The organism is Coralloluteibacterium stylophorae, assembly GCF_018122625.2.
Classification (GTDB): domain Bacteria; phylum Pseudomonadota; class Gammaproteobacteria; order Xanthomonadales; family Xanthomonadaceae; genus Coralloluteibacterium; species Coralloluteibacterium stylophorae.
Map to the genome: position 1 here is coordinate 23266 of NZ_JAGQFT020000015.1, position 21328 is coordinate 44593.

Below are 21328 nucleotides of genomic sequence, written 5' to 3' on the forward strand. Positions count from 1 at the left end.
ATCAGGATTCGATCGGCGATAGCTGCGCACTATCGATTGCGTAGAACAATTGAAATTCACTTTCTGATCGCAGGCTCTTAGCGTTCCCAGACCCGCACGACACCCTGCGGCCGCCGCCGCTTGCACGGCATCGAAGCACACGACTCCTCCGGAGACAGCCATGAACGCTCCCGCCAAGTGCCCCTTCAACCACGCCGTCGTCGGCGAGGCCACCACCAACCGCGACTGGTGGCCGCAGCAGCTGCGCGTCGACCTGCTCAGCCAGCATTCGGCCAGGTCGAACCCGCTCGACCCGGCGTTCGATTACGCCGAGGCCTTCAGGAGCCTCGACCTCGACGCGGTGAAACGCGACCTGCACGCGCTGATGACCGATTCGCAGGAGTGGTGGCCGGCCGACTTCGGCCACTACGGTCCGCTCTTCATCCGCATGGCCTGGCACAGCGCGGGCACCTACCGCGTCGGCGACGGCCGCGGCGGCGGCGGCCGCGGGCAGCAGCGCTTCGCCCCGCTCAACAGCTGGCCGGACAACGTCAACCTGGACAAGGCGCGGCGCCTGCTGTGGCCGATCAAGCAGAAGTACGGCCAGAAGATCTCCTGGGCCGACCTGATGATCCTGACCGGCAACGTGGCGCTGGAGTCGATGGGCCTGAAGACCTTCGGCTTCGCCGGCGGCCGCGAGGACACCTGGGAGCCGGACCAGGACGTGTACTGGGGCAAGGAGACGACCTGGCTCGGCGGCGACATCCGCTACGGCAGGGGCAAGCCCGAGGCGGACACCGGCGTGCTCGTGGCCGACGCCGACCTGCACGGCAGCGAGACCTCGCGCACCGACGCCGGCCGCGAGCTCGAGAACCCGCTGGCGGCCGTGCAGATGGGCCTGATCTACGTGAATCCGGAAGGCCCCGACGGCAATCCCGACCCGGTGGCGGCCGCGCACGACATCCGCGAGACCTTCGCGCGGATGGCCATGAACGACGAGGAGACCGTCGCCCTCATCGCCGGCGGCCACACCTTCGGCAAGACCCACGGCGCCGGCGATGCCGCGCACGTCGCCGCCGAGCCCGAGGCCGCAGGCATGGAGGAACAGGGCCTGGGCTGGCGCAACGGCTTCGGCTCCGGCAAAGCCGGCGACACCGTCACCAGCGGCCTCGAGGTGACCTGGACCCGCACGCCCACGCGCTGGAGCAACGACTTCTTCGAACACCTGTTCGGCTACGAATGGGAGCTGACCCGCAGCCCCGCGGGCGCACACCAGTGGGTGGCCAAGCACGCGGCGCCGGTCGTTCCCGACGCCCACGACGCATCGAAGAAGCACCGGCCGACCATGCTCACCACCGACCTCGCGCTGCGCTTCGATCCGGCCTACGAGGCGATCTCGCGGCGCTTCCTGGAGCACCCGGAGCAGTTCGCCGACGCCTTCGCCCGCGCCTGGTTCAAGCTCACCCACCGCGACATGGGACCGCGCGCGCGCTACCTGGGCCCCGAGGTGCCGGCCGAGGAACTGATCTGGCAGGACCCGGTGCCGGCGGTCGACCACGCGCTGGCCGACGAGCAGGACATCGCGGCGCTCAAGGAGAAGATCCTCGGCTCCGGCCTGGACGTGGCCGACCTGGTCGCCACCGCCTGGGCCTCGGCCTCGACCTTCCGCGGCTCCGACAGGCGCGGCGGTGCCAACGGCGCGCGCATCCGGCTCGCTCCGCAGAAGGACTGGGACGTCAACGAACCGGCGCGGCTGGCGAAGGTGCTGGCGGTGCTGGAGGGCATCCAGGCGGAGTTCAACGCCCGCGAGGACGGCAGGAAGATCTCGCTGGCCGACCTCATCGTGCTCGGCGGCGCGGCCGGCGTGGAGCAGGCCGCGCGCGCGGCGGGCGTAGCGGTCACCGTGCCCTTCGCCCCCGGCCGCACCGATGCCAGCCAGGCACAGACCGACGTGGAGTCGTTCGCGGTGCTCGAGCCCGCGGCGGACGGCTTCCGCAACTACAGCAGGCGCCGCTGGTCGGTCCCGGCCGAAGCGCTGCTGATCGATCGCGCCCAGCTGCTCACCCTGACCGCGCCGGAGATGACCGTGCTGCTCGGCGGCCTGCGCGTGCTCGGGGCGAACGCGGGCCAGTCGCCGCACGGCGTGTTCACCGCGCGTCCCGGGGTCCTGAGCAACGACTTCTTCGTCAACCTGCTCGACATGGGCACGGTGTGGCGGGCGACGTCGGATGCGCAGGAGGTGTTCGAGGGCAGCGACCGCGGCACCGGCGAGGTGAAGTGGACCGGCACCCGCGCCGACCTGGTGTTCGGCTCCCACGCCGTGCTGCGGGCGCTCGCCGAGGTCTATGCGAGCGAGGACGCGCAGGAGAAGTTCGTGCGCGACTTCGTCGCGGCCTGGTGCAAGGTGATGGACCTGGACCGCTTCGACCTCCACTGACACGCAACGCCCCCGCGGCGCGCGCTCGACCCGCGCCGCGGGGGCGTTAGCATGAGGAGCTCGTCTTCAGCGGGGCCGCGCCCTGGCGGCCGCTTCCAGGATGACCACGCCCCACGTGTTCCGTTTCCGCTGCGTCGACGCGCGGCGCCTGCTCGCCGCCGTCGCGGGCATGACGGTGGCCATGTTGCTCGGCAGCGGTGTGTTGCTGCTCGTCGTCCCTCGGGCGCTGGACGCGCCGTCGGGCATCGCCCTCATCGTGCTTCTGGTGCTGGCCCCGGGTGTCGCCGTGGCGATCGCCGTGCGCCGGTGGATCCTCCGCCCCGAGCGCATCGAGCTCGGCGCGGACGGATTCGTCTCCGCGCTGCATGGTGCGGTGCCGTTCGATGCGATCAGGCGCTACTCGATCCACGACGACTTCCGCAGCGGTCCCGTCCTGGGCCTGCACCTCGCCGACGGCCGCCGCCTGGGTTACCGGCAGGTCCTGCCGGATGCGTCCTACCTCGAATTCTGCCGGACGCTGATCCCGCGCCTGGACCGGCACGTCTACGGCGGCGGCGCGAGCGGCACCGGACCGCTGCGCTACAACGGCAGTCCCCTGGCCGGCCGTGGTTTCCTGGGGCTGCTGCTGGTCGCCACCGCGATCGGACTGGTCGCCCTGCTGATCCGTCCGGACGTGCGCGCCGCGGTGCTGGCGTGCCTCGTCGGCGTGGGCTGGATCGCCAGGGCGGGTGCGCGGCGGCGCGCCGGCTGAGGCGGCGTCGGCTCAGCGCGGGAACCACGGCGGCAGGCCGTCGTTGTCGCCCTTGAACGACTTGATCTGGCGCCGCGCCTTCTTGTCCGGACGCTTCGGCGGTGCCACCGGGCCGCCCTCGGCGCGGCGGCGCTCGCGCTCGGCCTCGCGCGCGGCGACCGAGGCGGCGGTCTCGGCGTACAGCGCCTGCGCCACCGGCGCCGGGCCGCGCGTGTCGGACAGGCCGAGGACGTCGATCTCGTAGCGCTCGCTGCCGCGGGTCACCGCGACGCGGTCGCCCACGCGCACGGCGCGGGACGGTTTGGCCGCGGCGCCGGCCACCTCGACGCGGTGGTTCTCGATCGCCTGCTTGGACAGCGCGCGGGTCTTGAAGAAGCGCGCGGCCCACAGCCACACGTCGAGGCGGACGCTGGGGACGAGCTCGTCGCTCATGCGCGAGGCTGCGCGGCGGCGTCGGATCCGCGCGGCGTGCTGCCGCAGCCGGCTTGCGGGGCGCCGGAAGAAACCGCGATGGGGAAGGATGCGCGCATCGCACACGACGAGGGACGGTGGGCGGTCAGGATACGCCTGCGCTCACGCCTGCCGCATCCGCTCCGCGCATCATGGGCGGCCGTCCGCAGCCGCCGCCATCGATGCCCGCACGCCCGCCGCAGCGCGACCGCCGCCTTACCGAGGGCCCGGTCGCGCGCACGCTCGTCGTCTTCGCCCTGCCGATCCTCGCCGGCAACGTGCTGCAGTCGCTCAACGGCTCGGTCAATGCGGTCTGGGTCGGCCGCTTCCTCGGCGAGGCCGCGCTGACCGCGACCACCAATGCCAACAACATCCTGTTCTTCCTGCTCGGCTCGGTGTTCGGCGTGGGCATGGCCGCGACCATCCTGGTCGCGCAGGCCATGGGCGCGCGCGATCTCGCACAGGCGCGGCGGGTGATGGGCACCAGCGCGACCTTCTTCATCGGCACCGCGGTCGCCATCGCCGCCGTGGGCCTGCCGCTGGCGCGGCACATCCTGGTGTGGATGGATACGCCGGCGGACGCCCTGCCGCTGGCCGAGGCCTACCTGCGGGTGATCTTCCTCGCGGTGCCGGTGCTGTTCGCCTTCACCTTCGTCTCGGCAGTGCTGCGCGGCGCCGGCGACGCGCGCACGCCGTTCCTGTTCCTGGCGGGCGTGGTCGTGCTCGACATCGCGCTCAACCCGCTGCTGCTGTTCGGCCTCGGCCCGTTCCCGGAGCTCGGCATCGCCGGCGCGGCCACGGCCACGCTGCTGGCCAACGTGATCGGCCTCGCCGCGCTGCTGGCGCACCTGCGCCGGCGCCGGCATCCGCTGTGGATCGGGCGCGGCGAGCGCCGCCTGCTCGTCCCGGACCCGAAGATCCTGCGCGCGCTGGTGGTCAAGGGCGTGCCGATGGGCCTGCAGATGGTGCTGATCTCGCTGTCGATGATCGCGCTGATCTCGATGGTCAACGGCTTCGGCAGCGGGACCGCGGCCGGCTACGGCGCCGCCCTGCAGCTGTGGACCTACGTGCAGATGCCGGCGATGGCGATCGGCGCGGCCGCCTCGTCGATGGCCGCGCAGAACGTCGGCGCCGGCCGCTGGCCGCGGGTGCATGCCACCGCGCGCGCCGGCGTCGCCTGCAACTTCGCGATGACCGGCACGCTGGTCGTGGCGATCGTGCTGCTGGACCGGCTCGCGCTGCGCCTGTTCCTGCCGCCGGGCAGCGAGGCGGTGGAGATCGCGCGGCACCTCAACCACATCGCGATCTGGTCCTTCCTGTTCTTCGGCGTGACTTTCGTCGTCTCCGGCGTGGTGCGCTCGACCGGCGCCGTGGTGCCGCCGCTGCTGATGCTGGGCCTGGCGCTGTGGGGCGTGCGCGTGCCGTTCGCGAAGTTCGCCCAGCCCTGGCTCGGCGCCGACGCGCTGTGGTGGGCGTTTCCGGTGAGTTCCGCGGTGTCGATGGGACTGTCGCTGGCCTACTACCGCTGGGGCGGCTGGCGGCGGGCGCGCATGCTCGGGCCGGACCAGGCGGAGCCGGTCGCGGCGCCCGCGGAACTGGGAACGCAACCGACGACGGTGCTGGCCGACCCACCGCCGGAGCCGGACGCGGGTGGCACGGCGCGAACGCCTCCGCGCGGCTGAACGCACCCGCGGATACGGAAACGGCGCACATCCTGCGATGTGCGCCGTCCTGGCGGCGATGCGGCTTGCGCCCCGCGGGGCTCAGCCGAGCAGCAGGCGGTTGACGCGCTGCACGTAGGCCGCCGGGTCCTCCAGCTGCGCACCCTCGGCGATCTGCGCCTGCTCGAACAGCAGCAGGGACAGATCCTGTGCCGTCGCCTCGTCCGCGGTGCCGATCCGCTGCACCAGCGGATGCTGCGCATTGATCTCCAGCGACGGCTGCGTGCCCGGCACCATCTGCCCGGCGGCCTTGAGCAGGCGCTGCATGTGCAGGGCCATGTCGTACTCGCCGAGCACCAGGCAGGAGGCGGAATCGGTCAGGCGGCTGGAGACCTTGACCTCCTTCACCCGCTCGCCGAGCGCGGCCTTGATCTTCTCCACCACCGGCTCCGCCGCCTTGGCCGCTTCCTCGCGCTTCGCCCTGGTCCCGGCGTCGTCGGCACCCTCGAGCGCGTCGAGGTCGAGCTCGCCCTTGGCGACGTTGCGGAACGGCTTGTCGGCGAAGCGGGTCAGGTAGCCGGCCATCCACTCGTCGATGCGCTCGTGCATGAGCAGCACCTCGATGCCGCGCGCCTTGAGCGCCTCGAGCTGCGGGCTGTTCCTGGCCGCGTTCCAGCCGTCGGCGGTGAGGTAGTAGATCGCGTCCTGCCCCGGCTTCATCCGCTCGACGTACTGCTCCAGCGCGACCAGCTCGTCGGGGCCCGCGCTCTGCGTCGACGGGAAGCGCAGCAGCTTCATCAGGCGCTCGGCGGACGAGGGATCGTCGGCGACGCCCTCCTTCAGCACGCCGCCGAACTCCTTCCAGAAGCCGGCGTACCGCTCCGGCTCCTCGCGCGCCAGCTTCTCGAGCAGGTCGATCGCGCGCTTGGTCAGCGCGCCCTTGATGCGCTCGACCTGGCGGCTGGACTGCAGCAGCTCGCGGCTGACGTTGAGCGGCAGGTCGTCGGAGTCGACCACGCCGCGCACGAAGCGCAGGTAGGGCGGCAGCATCTGCTCGGCCGCGTCCATGATGAAGACGCGCTTGATGTAGAGCTTCAGGCCCTTGCGCTCGTCGCGGCCGCCGCCCATGAAGTCGAACGGCGCCTTGGCCGGCACGTACAGCAGCGAGGTGAAGTTCTGGTTGCCCTCGACCCGGTTGTGCGTCCACACCAGCGGGTCGCCGAAGTCGCCGGAGACGTGCTTGTAGAAGGCCTTGTACTCGTCGTCGCTGATCTCGCTGCGCGCGCGCGTCCACAGCGCGGTCGCCTCGTTCACCGTCTCGAGCTCGTCGCTCTCGTCCCCGTCGCCCTCCTCGCCCGCCTTCTCCGCCGGCAGGCGGATCGGGAAGTCGATGTGCTCGGAGTACTTGTGCACCAGGCTCCTGAGCTTCCAGCCGTTGAGGTACTCGTCCTCGCCCTCGCGCAGGTGCAGGACGATGGTCGTGCCGCGGGTCGCCCTGTCGGCGCCGGCCAGGGTGAACTCGCCGTCGGCCGAGGACTCCCAGGTCCAGGCCTCGTCGCTGCCGGCGCGGCGCGAGGTCACGCTGACCCGGTCGGCGACGATGAAGGCGGAATAGAAGCCGACGCCGAACTGGCCGATGAGCTGGGCGTTGGACTTGTCGTTCTCGCTCAGGTTCTCGAGGAACTTCTTCGTGCCCGAGCGCGCGATCGTGCCGAGGTGCTCGGCGAGCTCGTCGCGGCTCATGCCGATGCCGTTGTCGGCGATGGTGACGGTGCGGGCATCCGCATCGAAGCGGATGTCGATGGCCAGCGTGCTGTCGTCGCCGAGCAGCTCCGGCTGCCTGATCGCCTCGAAGCGCAGCTTGTCGCAGGCGTCGGAGGCGTTGGACACCAGCTCGCGCAGGAAGATGTCCTTGTTGGAGTACAGCGAGTGGATGACGAGGTGCAGAACCTGCTTCACCTCGGCCTGGAAGGCATGGGTCTCGACGGTCATGGTGGCAGTCGGATGGAGTGGAAGACTGCAGCCGGAGGTGGGACGCACGGGTGCCGTTTTCAAGCGCACGGGCCAGTGCGAGTGGCTCGGGTTCGAGCCCGGCGCCGGACGTCGATCCGTAGGAGCGGCTTCAGCCGCGACCTGTGGAGAAGGGCTTCAACGCCGACGGGCCTCGACGCCACGCAGTCGGGGCTGAAGCCCCTCCCACCTCCAGCCGCCGCCGCATGTCCCCATGCCCCCGGGTGCCCTGAGCCCTGTGCCCCCGCCCGGTCGCGGCTGAAGCCGCTCCTACAGGAGGCCGACTACCGGCACGCCCGGGGCCATCCCGCAGAAACGCGAACGGCCACCCGGAGGTGGCCGTTCGGCGACGCGCTGGAGCCGGATTATTCGGCGGCAGCGGCGGCGGCCTGTGCAGCGGCCGAGGCGCGCGCGGTGGCGGCCAGGTCTTCCTTGATGCGCGCCTTCTTGCCCTCGAGGCCGCGCAGGTAGTACAGCTTGCCGGCGCGGACCTTGCCGCGGCGCTTGACCTCGACCGAGTCGATCAGCGCGCTGTGGACCTGGAATACGCGCTCGACGCCGAAGCCATGCGAGATCTTGCGCACGGTGAAGGCGGAATTGAGGCCGGCGTTCTTCTTGCCGATGACCACGCCCTCGTAGGCCTGGACGCGCTCGCGGTTGCCTTCCTTCACCTTCACGTTGACGACGACGGTGTCGCCGGGGCCGAAATCAGGCAGCTGGCGCTGGATCTGAGCGGCTTCGAATTCCTGGATGAGCTTGTTCATGACGGTCACCGACCTGGAGTTGTTCTGTTGCGCCCAGCGTGCCGGGGCGTCGGAAAGTCGCGCAGTATAGCGCGGGAAATCACTGTCGCGCTAGGGGTTTGTGTCCCTGCCTCGCGCGGCCCGCCACTCGCGCTGGAATTCCTCCAGCAGCGTCCGGTCGACCCTGTCGAGCTGCATGCGCGCCAGCAGGTCGGGCCGCCGCAGCCAGGTCCGGCCCAGCGACTGACGGCGCCGCCAGCGTGCGATGGCGCGATGATCGCCCCCGTGCAGCACCGCGGGCACCTCGCCCAGTTCGTGCCGTTCCGGGCGCGTGTAGTGCGGGCAGTCCAGCAGGCCGTCCTCGAAGCTGTCCTGCGCGGCCGACTCGGCGTCGTTGAGCGCGCCCTCCTGCAGGCGGCCGACCGCGTCGATCACCACCGCCGCGCCGAGCTCGCCGCCGGACAGCACGTAGTCGCCGATCGAGAGCTCGTGGTCGATCTCGGCCTCGACGAAGCGCTCGTCCAGGCCTTCGTAGCGCCCGCACACCAGGATCAGACGCGGCATCGCCGCGAACGCGCGCACCCGGCGCTGGGTCAGGCGCTCGCCCTGCGGCGACAGCAGCACCACCGGCGCCGGCCGCGGGTCGGCGGCGCGCGCCGCGGCCAGCGTGGCGCGCAGCGGGTCGATCAGCATGACCATGCCCGGCCCGCCGCCGAACGGCCGCTCGTCCACGCGCCGGTAGTTGCCCGCGGCGAAGTCGCGCGGATTGTGCGCCACGACCTCCAGCAGCCCCCGCTCGCACGCACGCCCGACCACGCCCAGCGCGGCGCTGGCGTGGATGAAGTCGGGGAACAGGGTGACGACGTCGAGGCGCATGGGTGGGGGGTGAAGCGGGAAGGGTGAGGCGGGAATGGGGAATCGGGAATGGCGGGGCCGCGCGGAGGCTTAGGACTGCGACGGAAGCCGGCGGATCATTGCCGCCCGCAGGTCCCGATTCCCGCTCCACCCTTCCCTCTTCCCGGCTCTAGAACTCCGGATCCCAGTCCACCACCATCCGCCCGGCCGCCAGGTCCACCTCGCGCACGACCTGGTCGCGGACGAAGGGGATGAGGCGCTCGCGGTCGCCGCGCACCACGATCACGTCGTTGGCGCCGGTGGCGAAGAGATGGGAAATGCGGCCCAGGGCGATGCCGTCGACGGTCGCCACCTCGATCCCCTCGAGGTCGACCCAGTAGTACTCGTCGGGCGCCGCCGCGGGCAGCGCCGAGCGCGGCACCCAGATCTCGTGCCCGATCAGGGCCTCGGCGGCATCGCGGTCGTCGACGCCCGGGAACCGGGCGACCACGTTCCTGCCGGTGTCGCGCCCGCGCACGCCGGAGACCTCGCGCTCGGCGGTGCCGGCACGCAGGGTCCAGGGCTGGTAGCGGAAGATGGCGTCGCGGGGCTCGGTGCTCGATTCGAGCTTGAGCTCGCCGCGGAGCCCGAACACGCCGACGATCCTGCCCAGCAGGAGTCGGCGTTCGTCGGTCATGTCGCGAAGACCGGCCGCGTACGGGACGCGACCGAGCGCCTCAGGCCGCGGCCGGAGTCTGGGCGGCGGCTTCCTTCAGGAGGCCACGCACCTTGTCCGACATCTGCGCACCGTTGTTGATCCAGTGCTGCACGCGCTCGACGTCGATCTCGACGCGCTTCTCGGCACCGGCGGCGATCGGGTTGAAGTACCCCACGCGCTCGATGTTGCGGCCGTCGCGCGCGCTGCGCTGGTCGGTCACGATGATGTGGTAGAACGGACGCTTCTTGGCGCCGCCGCGGGTCAGTCGGATCTTGACCATGGTGCTCTGCTTCCCGTGTTGCCCAGTCGCCAGGATGGCGAGGTAAGCCGCGTAGTGTAGGCCACCGGGCCAGTGGAGGAAAGCCCGGGCGACGAAGGGCTACAGCGGCTCGGGCGGTGCCGCCGCCCAGGCCGCCTCCACGGCTCCGATCCGCGCACCGGCCGCCGGCCAGGCGCGGTCGTCGATGCCGACGATCGCCCGGATGCCGCCTGCGTTCATGGCGAAGGCGCCGTCGAGATCGCCCAGCTCGTCCAGCCGGATCGTCCGCTCGGCGCAGGCCATGCCGCGCCGCGCCAGTCCCTCGCGGACCAGGTGCGCGGTGATGCCGGGCAGCGCCGGCGCATCCGGGAACACCGCCGTCGCGCCGTCCCAGAAGCCGATGTTCCAGGTCGTGCCCTCGGCGATGCGATCGTCGGCGTCGACGAACAGCGCGTCGTCGGCGCCGGCCAGGCGCGCCTGCCTGAGCCGGTACAGCAGGTCGAAGGCACCGACGTGCTTGATCGCCGGCAGCGCGCGCCCATGGACGACGCTGCGCACGCGCAGCGGAGCCGCCGCTGCGGCCGGCGCTGGATGCACCGAGACCAGCACGTCGGGCACGACCGGGCGCAGCGGGTCGCGGCGGTCGAACGCGCGGGCGAACACCGTCACGCGCAGCATCCGCTCGCCGTCGATGCCGGCCATCGCCGCACGCATCCAGTCGCGCACCCGGCCCACGTCCAGCGCGCAACCGAACAGCGCCTGCGTGGCCGCGGCCAGGCGCGCCAGGTGCAGGCCGAGGCCGCGCGCCGCGCCGCCGGCGACGCGCAGGGTGGTGAAGTGTCCGTAGTTGACCAGCGCCGCCTGCGCGAGCGCCGCGGGCGTGGCCGCGCCGCCGTTGAGCCGGATCCGCTCCACGCCGGCGCGCGCTTCAGCGGAACGGCATCCCGCCGCCGCCCCCGCCCATCATCCCGGCCATGCCGCGCATGCTGCGCATCAGGCCCTTCATGCCGCCCTTGGAGAGCTTGCTCATCATCTTCTCCATCTGCATGAACTGCTTCATCAGCTTGTTCACGTCGGCCGGCGTCATGCCCGAGCCCTTGGCGATGCGCGCGCGGCGCGAGCCGTTGAGGAGCTGCGGATGGCGGCGCTCCTTCTTGGTCATGGAGTCGATGATCGCGATCATCCGCGGCACTTCCCTGCCGGTGACCTGCTGCTTGAGATGCTCGGGCACCTGGCCGATGCCGGGCAGCTTGTCCATCAGCGCATTGATGCCACCCATGCCCTGCATCTGCTGGAGCTGGTCGCGCATGTCGTTGAGGTCGAACTTCTTGCCCTTGGCGACCTTCTCGGCGAGCTTGCGCGCCTTGTCCTGGTCGACGTCGCGCTCGACCTGCTCGACCAGCGACAGCACGTCGCCCATGTCGAGGATGCGGGTGGCGATGCGGTCGGGATGGAAGACGTCGAGCCCGTCGACCTTCTCGCCGGTGCCGATGAACTTGATCGGCTTGCCGGTGATGTAGCGCACCGACAGCGCCGCGCCGCCGCGGGCGTCGCCGTCGGTCTTGGTCAGCACCACGCCGGTCAGCGGCAGCGCCTCGGCGAAGGCCTTGGCGGTGTTGGCCGCGTCCTGGCCGGTCATCGCGTCGACGGTGAACAGGGTCTCGACCGGGTCGATCGCGGCGTGCAGCGCCTTGATCTCGTCCATCATCGCCTGATCGATGGCGAGGCGGCCGGCGGTGTCGACGATCAGCGCGTCGACGTGGTTCCTGCGCGCCGCGTCGATCGCCGACTTCGCGATCGCCACCGGGCTGTCGCTGCCGAGCGAGGGGTGGAACAGCACGTCGACCTGCCTGGCCAGGGTCTCGAGCTGCTGGATCGCCGCCGGACGGTAGACGTCGCAGCTGACCACCATGACCTTCTTCTTGCGGCGCTCCTTGAGGTGCTTGGCGAGCTTGCCGACGGTGGTGGTCTTGCCCGCGCCCTGCAGGCCGGCCATGAGGATGACCGCCGGCGCCGGCACGTTGAAGTTGAGCTCCGCGCTCTGCGCGCCCATCACCGCGGTGAGCTCGTCGCGCACGACCTTGATCAGCGCCTGGCCCGGGGTCAGGCTCTTCAGCACCTCCTGGCCGACCGCGCGCACCTTGATGCGCTCGACCACGGCCTGCACCACCGGCAGGGCGACGTCGGCCTCCAGCAGCGCGATGCGCACCTCGCGCAGGGCCTCGCGGATGTTCTCCTCGCTCAGGCGGCCGCGCCCGCGCAGGCGCTCGATGGTGCCGGACAGGCGCTGGGTCAGGGACTCGAACATGGCAACGGGTGCAGGCAGGAGGGCCGCCCATTATAGCGGTTCGCCGCTGCCGGCCCGGCGCCGGCCGCGAGAACGATTCTCGGCTTCCGGGCGCTGTGCGACACTGCCGCGATGCCCTTCCTGCCCTACCTCGCCGCCGTCGCCTACCTCGTCTCGGCCGTCCTCGGCGTGCGCGCCGTGGCCGGGGGCGAGGGTCGCCTGCCGCCGGTGGCGACCGCGCTGGCGGTGGTCGCGGTGGTCCTGCACGCGACCGACCACCTGCTGGTGTGGCCGCGCGCACACGGCGCCGACCTGCACTTCTTCTCGGCGCTGTCGCTGGTCGGCCTGGGGATGGCGGCGCTGAGCACGGCGCTGGCGCGGCTGCGCAACCTCGATGCGCTGGGGGTGATCATCTACCCGCTGGCCGCGGTGATGCTGCTGCTCTACCACCACTTCGGCCACGGGCGCGAGCTCGAGCTCGACTGGCGTCTGCTGCTGCACGCGTGGCTGGCCCTGCTGGCCTACGCCACGCTCGCGATCGCGGCCCTGCTCGCGATCCTGCTGTGGCTGCAGGAACGCGCCCTGCGCCGGCGCCGGTTCGGGCCGTGGCTGCGCGCCCTGCCGCCGCTGACCCAGACCGAGACCCTGCTGTTCGACACGCTCGGCGTCGGCTTCGCCCTGCTCTCGGCGACCCTGCTGACCGGCGCGCTGTTCGTGCACGACCTGTTTTCCCAGCACCTGTGGCACAAGACCGTGCTGTCGGTGCTGTCGTGGATCGTGTTCGGCGTGCTCCTCGTCGGGCGCTGGCGCTACGGCTGGCGCGGCGCCAAGGCCGTGCGCCTGACCCTGCTGGCGATGGCGCTGCTGCTGCTGGCCTTCTTCGGCAGCAAGTTCGTGCAGGAGCTGGTCCTGGCGCAGGCCTGAGCGGTCAACGGATGCGCGCCAGCGCCACGTGGTCCTGGGCGATGCCGTCGCGGATCGCGCGCATGCGCAGCAGCCCCTCGCGCTGGAAGCCGTTCTTCTCCAGCACCCGCAGCGAGGCGGGATTGCCGGTGGCGACGTAGGCCGCGACGCGGCGCAGCCCGAAGGACTGCTCCGCCCACGGCAGCAGGGCCGCCACGGCCGCGCTGACGATGCCGCGTCCCCAGTGGGCCTCGCCCAGCCAGTAGCCCAGCTCGGCGGAATGCGCGAACTCGTCGCGGCCCAGGCGCAGGCCGATGCCGCCGGCCGCCGCGCCGTCGACCTCGATCGCCCAGTTCGTCGCCGGCGCCTGCACGGCGACGAAGTCGAACCAGGCCTGCGCGTCCGCCGCCGTGTAGGGGTGCGGGAAACGTGTCGACAGGAAGCGCGGCACGTTCGGGTTGTCGGCGTGGCGCAGCAGGTCGGCGGCGTCGCGCGCCGGCGCCCAGGGCCGGATCCGGCAGCCGGCGCCGAAGGCGAGCGGCAGCCGGGCCGCGCTCATACCGCCGCCTCCAGCGCCTCGGCCAGGCGCTCGACCGCGATCACCTCGAGGCCCTTGAACGCGTTCTTCTTCGGCGCATTCGCCTTCGGCACGATCGCGCGACGGAAGCCGTGGGTGGCGGCCTCCTTGAGCCGCTCCTCGCCGTTGGGCACCGGGCGGATCTCGCCCGACAGCCCGACCTCGCCGAAGGCGACCGTCTTCTCCGGCAGCGGCGCGTCGCGCAGGCTCGACAGCACCGCCAGCAGCACCGGCAGGTCGGCGGCGGTTTCCTGCACGCGGATGCCGCCGACCACGTTGACGAAGACGTCCTGGTCGAACACGCCGACCCCGCCGTGCCGGTGCAGCACCGCCAGCAGCATCGCCATGCGGTTCTGCTCCAGGCCCAGCGCCACGCGGCGCGGATTGGCCAGCGGCGACTGGTCGACCAGGGCCTGCACCTCGACCATCAGCGGGCGCGTGCCCTCGCGGGTCACCATCACCGCGCTGCCCGGATTGGCCGCGGCGCCGGAGAGGAAGATCGCCGAGGGGTTCGGCACCTCGCGCAGGCCCTTGTCGCCCATGGCAAACACGCCGAGCTCGTTGACCGCGCCGAAGCGGTTCTTGAACGCACGCAGCACGCGGAAGCGGCTGCCGGACTCGCCCTCGAAGTACAGCACCGCGTCGACCATGTGCTCGAGCACGCGCGGCCCGGCGATGCCGCCCTCCTTGGTCACGTGGCCGACCAGCAGCACGCTGGTGCCGGTCTCCTTGGCGAAACGGACCAGCCGCGCCGCGCTCTCGCGCACCTGGCTGACCGAGCCGGGCGCGGCGGTGAGCTGCTCGCTCCACAGGGTCTGGATGGAGTCGGCCACGATCAGCCGCGGCCCGCCTTCGACGCAGCGGGCGATGATCTTCTCGATGCAGGTCTCGGCCAGCGCCTGCAGGCTGTCCAGCGGCAGGCCCAGGCGCTGCGCGCGACCGGCGATCTGGCCGAGCGACTCCTCGCCGGTGACGTAGAGGCTGGGCAGGGCCTGGCCGATCGAGGCCAGCGCCTGGGTCAGCAGCGTGGACTTGCCGATGCCCGGGTCGCCGCCGACCAGGACCACCGAGCCCTCCACCAGGCCGCCGCCGAGCACGCGGTCGAGCTCGCCGATGCCGGTCGACACCCGCACCTCGGCGGCCTGGCTGACGCTGGCCAGCGAGGTGATCCGCGCCTCGTCCACGCGCCCCGCCCAGCCGGCGTGCCGCGCCGGCGCGGCGCCGCCCTTGGCCGAGGCAGCCGGCTCGACGACGAATTCCGACAGCGTGTTCCAGGCCGCGCATTCGCCGCACTGGCCCTGCCACTTGTTGAAGCTGGCCCCGCATTCGGAGCAGACGTAGGCGGTCTTGGCCTTGGCCATGGCGGACTCGGGTCGAAGGAAGAGGCGCAGCTTAGGAGCGCGACGTCGCTCAGGGCGAGACAGGACCCGTGGCGCCGCCAAGGGACCGGCTCGCGATGCTGCGCTGCTCGGCCCGGCGCCTGCCGACCTCCATCGCGGCGTCGACCGCGGCGGCCAGGGTCGGGAAGTAGTCGAGCTCGTCGTCGACCGCGGCCAACGGACGCATCGCCTCGTCGAGCACCGCCACGCGGGCGCCCCAGGGCGTCCCGCCGCCGACGTGGACCAGCCGCACCTCGACGATCGACCCGAGGTAACGCTCGCTGATCACCATTTCGTTCGGGCCACGCATCCCGGCGCCCTGCCCCCTGCTCCCCATCGAACGAGTTTGCCACAGCCCTCCGCGAAGACCGCCGATGGCCACGACGCCCGCCGGACGGACTGCGCGCCCGTTCGCCCGCGCGCGGGCGACCCTCAGAACTGGTCGGCCAGCGGCGTCCGCGGCAGGGCGTTGAGGCGGACCGCGACGAAGTCGATGTGCCGCCCGGCCAGCTCGCGCGCCCGCGGCGCATCGCGCGCGACGATGGCCTCGTGGATCGCCCGATGCTGGACGCGCAGGGCCGCGGCGGCCTCGGACTGCGGCTCCAGACCGGCCAGGCTGAGCTGGATGTGGTCGTGCAGCAGCGTCAGCAGCGAGTTCATCAGGGTCACGAACACCGGATTGTGGCTGGCGCCGGCGATCGCCCGGTGGAAGCCGATGTCGGCCTCGATCTGCCCGCGCCGGTCGTTGCCGCGGTACGCGGCGTCGACCGCCTCGAACGCCTGCCGCAGCACCGGCAGGTCGGCCTCGGTGTGGCGGATCGCGGCCAGGCCGGTGGCGCGACGCTCGAGCATGTGCCTGAACTCGATCAGGTCGCCCTGCAGCGCCGGATGGCGCATCGCCATGTCGCTCCATACCTGCGCCGCATGCCGCTCGTCGCGCGAGGCGACATAGGTCCCGGCGCCGCGGCGGCGCACCAGCATGCCACGGGCCACCAGGGTTGCGACGGCATCGCGGACGGTCGCGCGCGACACCCGGTGCAGCGCCGCGAGCGCGCGCTCGGAGGGCAGCCGCTGCGCGGCGCCGAAGCGTCCGGCGGCGATCTCCGCCTCCAGCGCGGCAACCAGCCGTGCCGCGCGCTCGGGGGGCGGCGCGGGATCGGCGATGGCAGCGATGGACGCAGGCGACATGGCGGCGCTTCCCGGATTGGTCGGACCAATGATACGCCCGCGGCCGCGCGCGGCAGGCTGCACCGGTCCCGCAGCAAGGCTGCCCCTCATGCCCAGCCCCGACACCCCCGGCGACGTCTACCTGTTCGCGACCTGCGTCATCGACCTCGTCAGCCCGGATGCCGGCGAGGACGCGGTCGAGGTGCTGGAGCGGCTCGGCGTCCGCGTCCACTTCCCGCAGGACCAGACCTGCTGCGGCCAGCCCGCCTACACCACCGGCTACCCGGAGGAGGCGCGCCGGGTGGCGGCGGCGCAGCTCGACCTGTTCCCCGAGCCCTGGCCGATCGTGGTGCCCTCCGGCTCCTGCGGCGGGATGATGGTCCATCACTGGCCGCGCCTGTTCGCCGGCGATCCCGTGCGCGGCCCGAAGGCCGACGCGATCGCCGCGCGCGTGGTCGAGTTCATGGCCTTCGTCGCGCCGCGGCTCGACCCGGGCCTGCTCGCCGAGGCGCCGCCGACCCGGGTGTGCCTGCATACCTCCTGCACCGCGCGCCGCGAGATGGGCGCGCACCGCACCGGCAGCGAGCTGCTGCGCTCGCTGCCCGGCGTGGAGCTTGCGGTGCACGACCACGAGCCGGAGTGCTGCGGCTTCGGCGGCACCTTCTCGGTCAAGCACCCGGAGATCTCGGCGGCGATGGCGCAGGACAAGACCGACGCCCTGCTGGCCACCGGCAGCGACGGCTTCGTCAGCGGCGACTGCGGCTGCCTGCTCAACCTCAACGGCACGCTGGAGAAGCGCGGCGCGCCGCTGCGCGGCCGCCACGTCGCCAGCTTCCTGCGCGAGCGCATGGATGCCGCCGGGGGGACGCGCGCATGAGCCGCGACCTCGCCGCCCACGGCCGCCGCGCCCGTGCGGCCATCTTCGACCGGCTCGGCGACGCGACGCCGCCGGTGCCGAAGCCCGCGCCGGCGCTGGCACCCTGGTATGCGGCGCAGGCCGCCGCGCATACGGGCACCGACCGCGTCGCGCGCTTCGTGGCGGCCGCGACCGCCTGGCACGCGCAGGTGGTCGAGACGACGCCGACCGCCTGGGCCGACGCAGTGGCCGATCTCGTCGCCGAACACGGCATCCGTAATCCCATGGCCGGCCCCGACACCGCCATCGCCGCCGCGCTCGACGCGCGCCTGGCGCGGACGGCCGCGCGCCTGCACTGGTATGCGCGCGACCTGGAGACGGACAAGGACCTGCTGTTCGACACCGTCGACTGCGGCGTCACCACCGCCCGCGGCGGTATCGCCGAGACCGGCAGCCTGGTGCTGTGGCCGGACGCACGTGAACCGCGCACGCTGTCGCTGGTGCCGCCGATGCACATCGCCGTGCTCCACGCCGACGCCCTGGTCGACACCCTGCACGAGGCGATGACGGGCCAGCGCTGGGCCGATGCCCTGCCGACCAACGCCCTGCTCGTCACCGGCCCCTCCAAGACCGCCGACATCCAGCGCCTGCTCGTCTACGGTGCGCACGGCCCGAAGCGGCTGGCCATCGTCCTGATCCGGAACGACCCGTCATGACCGACACCCTGCCGCTCGCCGATCCCGCGGCCTTCCACCGCAACGCCCGCCGCGCGGTGGCCGACCCGCACCTGCGCGGCAGCTTCCGCGGGGCGATGGACTTCCTGATGGACAAGCGCGCCGCGCAGTTCCCGGAGCGCGCCGGCTTCGAGGCGCTGCGCGACCTCGGCCGCGCGATCCGCCAGCACGCGCTGGCGAACCTGCCCGCCCTGCTCGAGCGCCTGGAGGAGCGGCTGGCCGCCAACGGCGTGCAGGTGCACTGGGCCGAGGACGCGGCGGACGCCAACCGCATCTTCGCCGCCATCGCCGAGCGCCACGCCGCGGCGACGATGGTCAAGGGCAAGTCCATGGTCAGCGAGGAGATCGAGCTCAACCACCGCATGGCCGAGCGCGGCGTCGAGTGCGTCGAGACCGACATGGGCGAGTACATCCTGCAGCTCGACGGGGACCGCCCCAGCCACATCATCATGCCGGCGATCCACAAGACCAAGGAGGACGTGGCCGCGATCTTCGACACCCACCTCCCGGGCGCCGGCTACACCGAGGACGTCGACGAACTGATCGCCATCGGCCGCCGCAGCCTGCGCAGCCGCTTCAAGGACGCGCGGATCGGCGTGTCCGGGGTCAACTTCCTGGTCGCCGAGACCGGGTCGCTGGTGCTGGTCGAGAACGAGGGCAACGGGCGCATGGCGACCAGCGTGCCCGACGTCCATGTCGCGATCACCGGCATCGAGAAGGTGATCGAGAAGCTCGAGCACGTGGCCCCGCTCTACACCCTGCTGACCCGCTCCGCGACCGGCCAGGCGGTGACCACCTACCTCAACGTCATCACCGGCCCGCGCCGCACGGGCGAGCGCGACGGCCCGCGCGAGCTGCACCTGGTGCTCCTCGACAACGGCCGCACCCAGGCCTACCGCGAGGCGCGCTTCCGCGAGACGCTGCAGTGCATCCGCTGCGGCGCCTGCATGAACCACTGCCCGGTGTACGCACGCGTCGGCGGGCTCAGCTACGGCACCACCTATCCCGGCCCGATCGGATCGATCATCTCGCCGCACCTGATGGGCCTGGACGCGACCCGCCACCTGCCGACGGCCTCGAGCCTGTGCGGCGCCTGCGGCGAGGTCTGCCCGGTCGGCATCCCGATCCCGGAGCTTTTGACCAGGCTGCGCGAGGCCGGACGCCACGACCGCCCCGCCCCGGGCCAGGACGCCCCGCTGGCCGGCCAGGGCAGCGTCGCCTCCTGGCGCGAACGGATGACCTGGAAGGCATGGCGGACGCTCAACGTGCACCCGCGCCTGTACCGCGCCTTCGTCCGCCTGGCCTCGACCTTCCGCGCGCTCGCGCCGCCGCGGCAGGCGGGCTGGACCCGCTCGCGCGTGCCGATCCGCCCCGCGGCGCGGCCGCTGCGGGAACGACTGCGGGCGCGCGCGGAGGCACGCGTAGACTCGGCGCGCACCAGGGCCGGCTGAGCGGGCCCATACCGGACAGCGGCCGCCGCGGCGGCGAGGAGATTCCATGGCAACTGCCCGACACCACATCGAGCGCGTGCTGCGCGTCGTCGCCGAACCCGCGCATGCGCAGGCCGCCGACGCCAGCGAGAACGCGCTCATCGCGCGCTCGTGGCGCCGCTGCGCGCAGCGCCACGGCCTCGATCCCGGCGGCAGCGCGGTGATCCAGGTCGAGAGCGCGGGGCGCGTGCGCGAGAGCCGCGACCGCGGCGGCGGCTGGCTGCGCACCGCGCGCGCGGGCATGGAGAAGCTGTTCGCCCACGTCGCCGACCTCGGCTACGTGGCGATGCTGACCGACCCGGACGGCATCACCGTCGACTACCTCGGCGACAGCGCGCCAGGCTCGCTGTTCCGCCGCATCGGCCTCGCCCCCGGCGCCAACTGGAGCGAGCGCTTCGCCGGCACCAACGGCATCGGCACCTGCATCGCCGACCGCAGGCCGCTGACCTGCCATCGCGACGACCACTTCTTCCCCGACACCATCGGCCTGAGCTGCACCACCACGCCGCTGTTCGACCCGCACGGCGGCCTCCTCGGCGCGCTCGACGTCTCCGCGGTGATGGCGCCGGACGCCCGCGAGAGCCAGCACATGGTGCGGCACCTGGTGCAGCTCTACGGCGGCATGATCGAGGAGGCGAACTTCCTGCAGGCCTTCGCCGACCGCTGGATCCTGCGGCTGGGCGCCGCGCCCGCGCTGATCGAGGTCGCCGGCGAGCTGCTGCTGGCGGTGGACGACGACGGCGTGGTGGTCGGCGCCAACCGGCAGGCGCGCGCGCGCCTGCGCACGCTCGCCGGCGCCGGCACCGGCGCGGATGCCCCGGTCGGCGGCCATCTCAGCGGGATCTTCCGCACGCCCGTCCCCCTCCTCATGGCGCATCTGCGCAACCGCGAGCAGCTGCGCGTGTCCACCTGGGACGGCGAGGACTGGTGCGGGGCGGTGCTCGCGCCGCGTCTGGCGACGGCGCCGCGCGCCGCCACGCGCGTGGTCGCCGAGGTACCGGCCTGCGGCAGCGCGCTGCCGGAGCCGCTCGCCCTGCTGGCCGGCGACGACGCGCACATGGCGCGGGTGCTCGCCCAGGCGGCACGCCTGGCGGACGCGCCGCTGCCGGTGCTGGTCCAGGGCGAGACCGGCACCGGCAAGGAGGTGCTCGCGCGCGCCCTGCACGACAGCGGCCGGCGTGCGCAGGCGGCGTTCGTGGCGGTGAACTGCGCATCGATCCCGGAGTCGCTGATCGAGAGCGAACTGTTCGGCTACACCGCCGGCACCTTCACCGGCGCGCGCAGCCGCGGCATGACCGGCCTGGTCCAGCGCGCCGACGGCGGCACCCTGTTCCTCGACGAGATCGGCGACATGCCGCTCGCCCTGCAGACGCGCCTGCTGCGCGTGCTGGCCGAGGGCGAGGTGCTGCCGCTCGGCGCGGACCGCCCGGTCAGGGTCGACCTGAAGGTGGTCTCGGCCTCGCACCGCGACCTGCGCGAACTGGTCGCGGAGGGTCGCTTCCGCGAGGACCTCTACTTCCGCCTCGGCGGCGCCACGCTGACCCTGCCGCCACTGCGCGCCCGGCGCGACTTCGACCGCCTCGTCGAGCGCCAGCTCGCGCAGGAATGCGCGGCCCTGGGGCGCGAGGTGGCGCTGGATCCAGCGGCGCGCGCCGACCTGGCGCGGCGCCCCTGGCCGGGCAACCTGCGCGAGCTGCGCAACGCGCTGCGCTTCGCGCTGACCATGTGCGACGGCGCCTGCATCGGCGTCGCCGACCTGCCGCCGTCGACGGAGGCGGGTGTGCTGTCGGCACCGTCGATGCCTGCCGAGCCGCCGCGCGCGGCGCAACCCGCGGTGCAGGCGGGCGAAGCGGCAGCTGTCGCACGGCCCGACGCCGACCCGCGTGCGCGCCTGCATGCGGCGCTGTGCCGGCACCGCTGGAACGTCAGCGCGGCCGCCCGCGAGCTCGGTCTGTGCCGCGCCACCGTGTACCGCCGCATGCAGCGCCTCGGCATCGTGTCGCCGATCGACCAGGTGCACTGAGGCGCAGCGCACCCCTGCGCACGCGCGTCGCGACGGCGGCGCAAAGAAGAAGGCCCGGCGCGAGCCGGGC

20 protein-coding genes are annotated in these 21328 nt (G+C 72.6%); 8 read left to right on the plus strand and 12 right to left on the minus strand.

Going from position 1 to position 21328, the window contains the following annotated elements; translation table 11 throughout:
• Positions 1 to 160 precede the first annotated feature (160 nt).
• Positions 161 to 2416, plus strand: coding sequence for a catalase/peroxidase HPI (gene katG, locus KB893_RS17150; protein WP_211926474.1), 2256 nt, complete (start codon positions 161 to 163; stop codon positions 2414 to 2416).
• A gap of 100 nt (positions 2417 to 2516) precedes the next feature.
• Positions 2517 to 3167 carry a hypothetical protein gene (locus KB893_RS17155; protein ID WP_211926475.1) on the plus strand — a complete coding sequence of 217 codons (651 nt, stop codon included), beginning with the start codon at positions 2517 to 2519 and terminating at the stop codon, positions 3165 to 3167.
• A gap of 12 nt (positions 3168 to 3179) precedes the next feature.
• Here KB893_RS17155 and KB893_RS17160 read toward each other — a convergent pair whose 3' ends face one another.
• Positions 3180 to 3599 (minus strand): RNA-binding S4 domain-containing protein, encoded by a 420-nt coding sequence (locus tag KB893_RS17160; protein ID WP_211926476.1) that lies wholly within the window; start codon positions 3597 to 3599, stop codon positions 3180 to 3182.
• 200 nt (positions 3600 to 3799) lie between these two features.
• On the opposite strand from KB893_RS17160, the gene KB893_RS17165 reads away from it, so the two are divergent.
• Positions 3800 to 5299 carry an MATE family efflux transporter gene (locus tag KB893_RS17165; protein WP_211926477.1) on the plus strand — a complete coding sequence of 500 codons (1500 nt, stop codon included), beginning with the start codon at positions 3800 to 3802 and terminating at the stop codon, positions 5297 to 5299.
• Between the two features lie 81 nt (positions 5300 to 5380).
• Here KB893_RS17165 and htpG read toward each other — a convergent pair whose 3' ends face one another.
• The 7 genes from htpG to ffh all read right to left on the minus strand — a co-directional run bounded on the left by htpG (position 5381) and on the right by ffh (position 12150).
• Positions 5381 to 7270 (minus strand): molecular chaperone HtpG, encoded by a 1890-nt coding sequence (htpG, locus tag KB893_RS17170; protein WP_211926478.1) that lies wholly within the window; start codon positions 7268 to 7270, stop codon positions 5381 to 5383.
• 383 nt (positions 7271 to 7653) lie between these two features.
• Positions 7654 to 8052: a 50S ribosomal protein L19 gene (gene rplS / locus KB893_RS17175; protein ID WP_211926479.1), complete on the minus strand. Its 399-nt coding sequence runs from the start codon at positions 8050 to 8052 to the stop codon at positions 7654 to 7656.
• Positions 8053 to 8142: 90 nt separating this feature from the next.
• Positions 8143 to 8907, minus strand: a complete 765-nt coding sequence (gene trmD, locus KB893_RS17180) for a tRNA (guanosine(37)-N1)-methyltransferase TrmD (protein WP_211926480.1) — start codon at positions 8905 to 8907, stop codon at positions 8143 to 8145.
• A gap of 148 nt (positions 8908 to 9055) precedes the next feature.
• Positions 9056 to 9562, minus strand: coding sequence for a ribosome maturation factor RimM (gene rimM, locus KB893_RS17185; RefSeq protein ID WP_211926481.1), 507 nt, complete (start codon positions 9560 to 9562; stop codon positions 9056 to 9058).
• Positions 9563 to 9602: 40 nt separating this feature from the next.
• Positions 9603 to 9863, minus strand: coding sequence for a 30S ribosomal protein S16 (rpsP, locus tag KB893_RS17190; protein WP_211926482.1), 261 nt, complete (start codon positions 9861 to 9863; stop codon positions 9603 to 9605).
• A gap of 99 nt (positions 9864 to 9962) precedes the next feature.
• Entirely contained in the window at positions 9963 to 10757 is a 795-nt protein-coding gene (locus KB893_RS17195; RefSeq protein ID WP_211926483.1) for an aminotransferase class IV, read from the minus strand.
• A gap of 13 nt (positions 10758 to 10770) precedes the next feature.
• Positions 10771 to 12150 carry a signal recognition particle protein gene (ffh, locus tag KB893_RS17200; protein ID WP_211926484.1) on the minus strand — a complete coding sequence of 460 codons (1380 nt, stop codon included), beginning with the start codon at positions 12148 to 12150 and terminating at the stop codon, positions 10771 to 10773.
• A 111-nt stretch (positions 12151 to 12261) separates the two neighbouring features.
• Here ffh and KB893_RS17205 point away from each other — a divergent pair, with 111 nt between their 5' ends.
• A complete protein-coding gene (locus KB893_RS17205; RefSeq protein ID WP_211926485.1) occupies positions 12262 to 13053 on the plus strand; it encodes a cytochrome C assembly family protein in 792 nt (263 codons plus the stop codon).
• A gap of 4 nt (positions 13054 to 13057) precedes the next feature.
• Here KB893_RS17205 and KB893_RS17210 read toward each other — a convergent pair whose 3' ends face one another.
• The 4 genes from KB893_RS17210 to KB893_RS17225 all read right to left on the minus strand — a co-directional run bounded on the left by KB893_RS17210 (position 13058) and on the right by KB893_RS17225 (position 16176).
• The gene (locus KB893_RS17210; protein WP_211926486.1) at positions 13058 to 13591 is read right to left on the minus strand and encodes a GNAT family N-acetyltransferase; all 534 of its coding nucleotides are present in this window, start codon (positions 13589 to 13591) and stop codon (positions 13058 to 13060) included.
• Positions 13588 to 14970, minus strand: a complete 1383-nt coding sequence (gene radA / locus KB893_RS17215; RefSeq protein WP_211926487.1) for a DNA repair protein RadA — start codon at positions 14968 to 14970, stop codon at positions 13588 to 13590. The genes KB893_RS17210 and radA overlap by 4 nt, the downstream gene beginning before the upstream one ends.
• 49 nt (positions 14971 to 15019) lie before the next feature.
• On the minus strand, positions 15020 to 15298 hold the full coding sequence (locus KB893_RS17220) for a hypothetical protein (protein WP_213173929.1): 279 nt from the start codon (positions 15296 to 15298) through the stop codon (positions 15020 to 15022).
• A gap of 122 nt (positions 15299 to 15420) precedes the next feature.
• Entirely contained in the window at positions 15421 to 16176 is a 756-nt protein-coding gene (locus KB893_RS17225) for a FadR/GntR family transcriptional regulator (RefSeq protein WP_213173930.1), read from the minus strand.
• Positions 16177 to 16264: 88 nt separating this feature from the next.
• Here KB893_RS17225 and KB893_RS17230 point away from each other — a divergent pair, with 88 nt between their 5' ends.
• The 4 genes from KB893_RS17230 to KB893_RS17245 are packed head-to-tail and all read left to right on the plus strand — an operon-like array spanning position 16265 to position 21258.
• Positions 16265 to 17032: a (Fe-S)-binding protein gene (locus KB893_RS17230; RefSeq protein ID WP_211927962.1), complete on the plus strand. Its 768-nt coding sequence runs from the start codon at positions 16265 to 16267 to the stop codon at positions 17030 to 17032.
• Entirely contained in the window at positions 17029 to 17727 is a 699-nt protein-coding gene (locus KB893_RS17235) for a LutC/YkgG family protein (RefSeq protein ID WP_211927963.1), read from the plus strand. Before KB893_RS17230 ends, KB893_RS17235 begins: the two co-directional genes overlap by 4 nt.
• A complete protein-coding gene (locus KB893_RS17240) occupies positions 17724 to 19196 on the plus strand; it encodes a LutB/LldF family L-lactate oxidation iron-sulfur protein (RefSeq protein ID WP_211927964.1) in 1473 nt (490 codons plus the stop codon). The genes KB893_RS17235 and KB893_RS17240 overlap by 4 nt, the downstream gene beginning before the upstream one ends.
• Before the next feature lie 46 nt (positions 19197 to 19242).
• Positions 19243 to 21258, plus strand: coding sequence for a sigma-54-dependent Fis family transcriptional regulator (locus KB893_RS17245; protein WP_213173931.1), 2016 nt, complete (start codon positions 19243 to 19245; stop codon positions 21256 to 21258).
• Positions 21259 to 21328 lie beyond the last annotated feature (70 nt).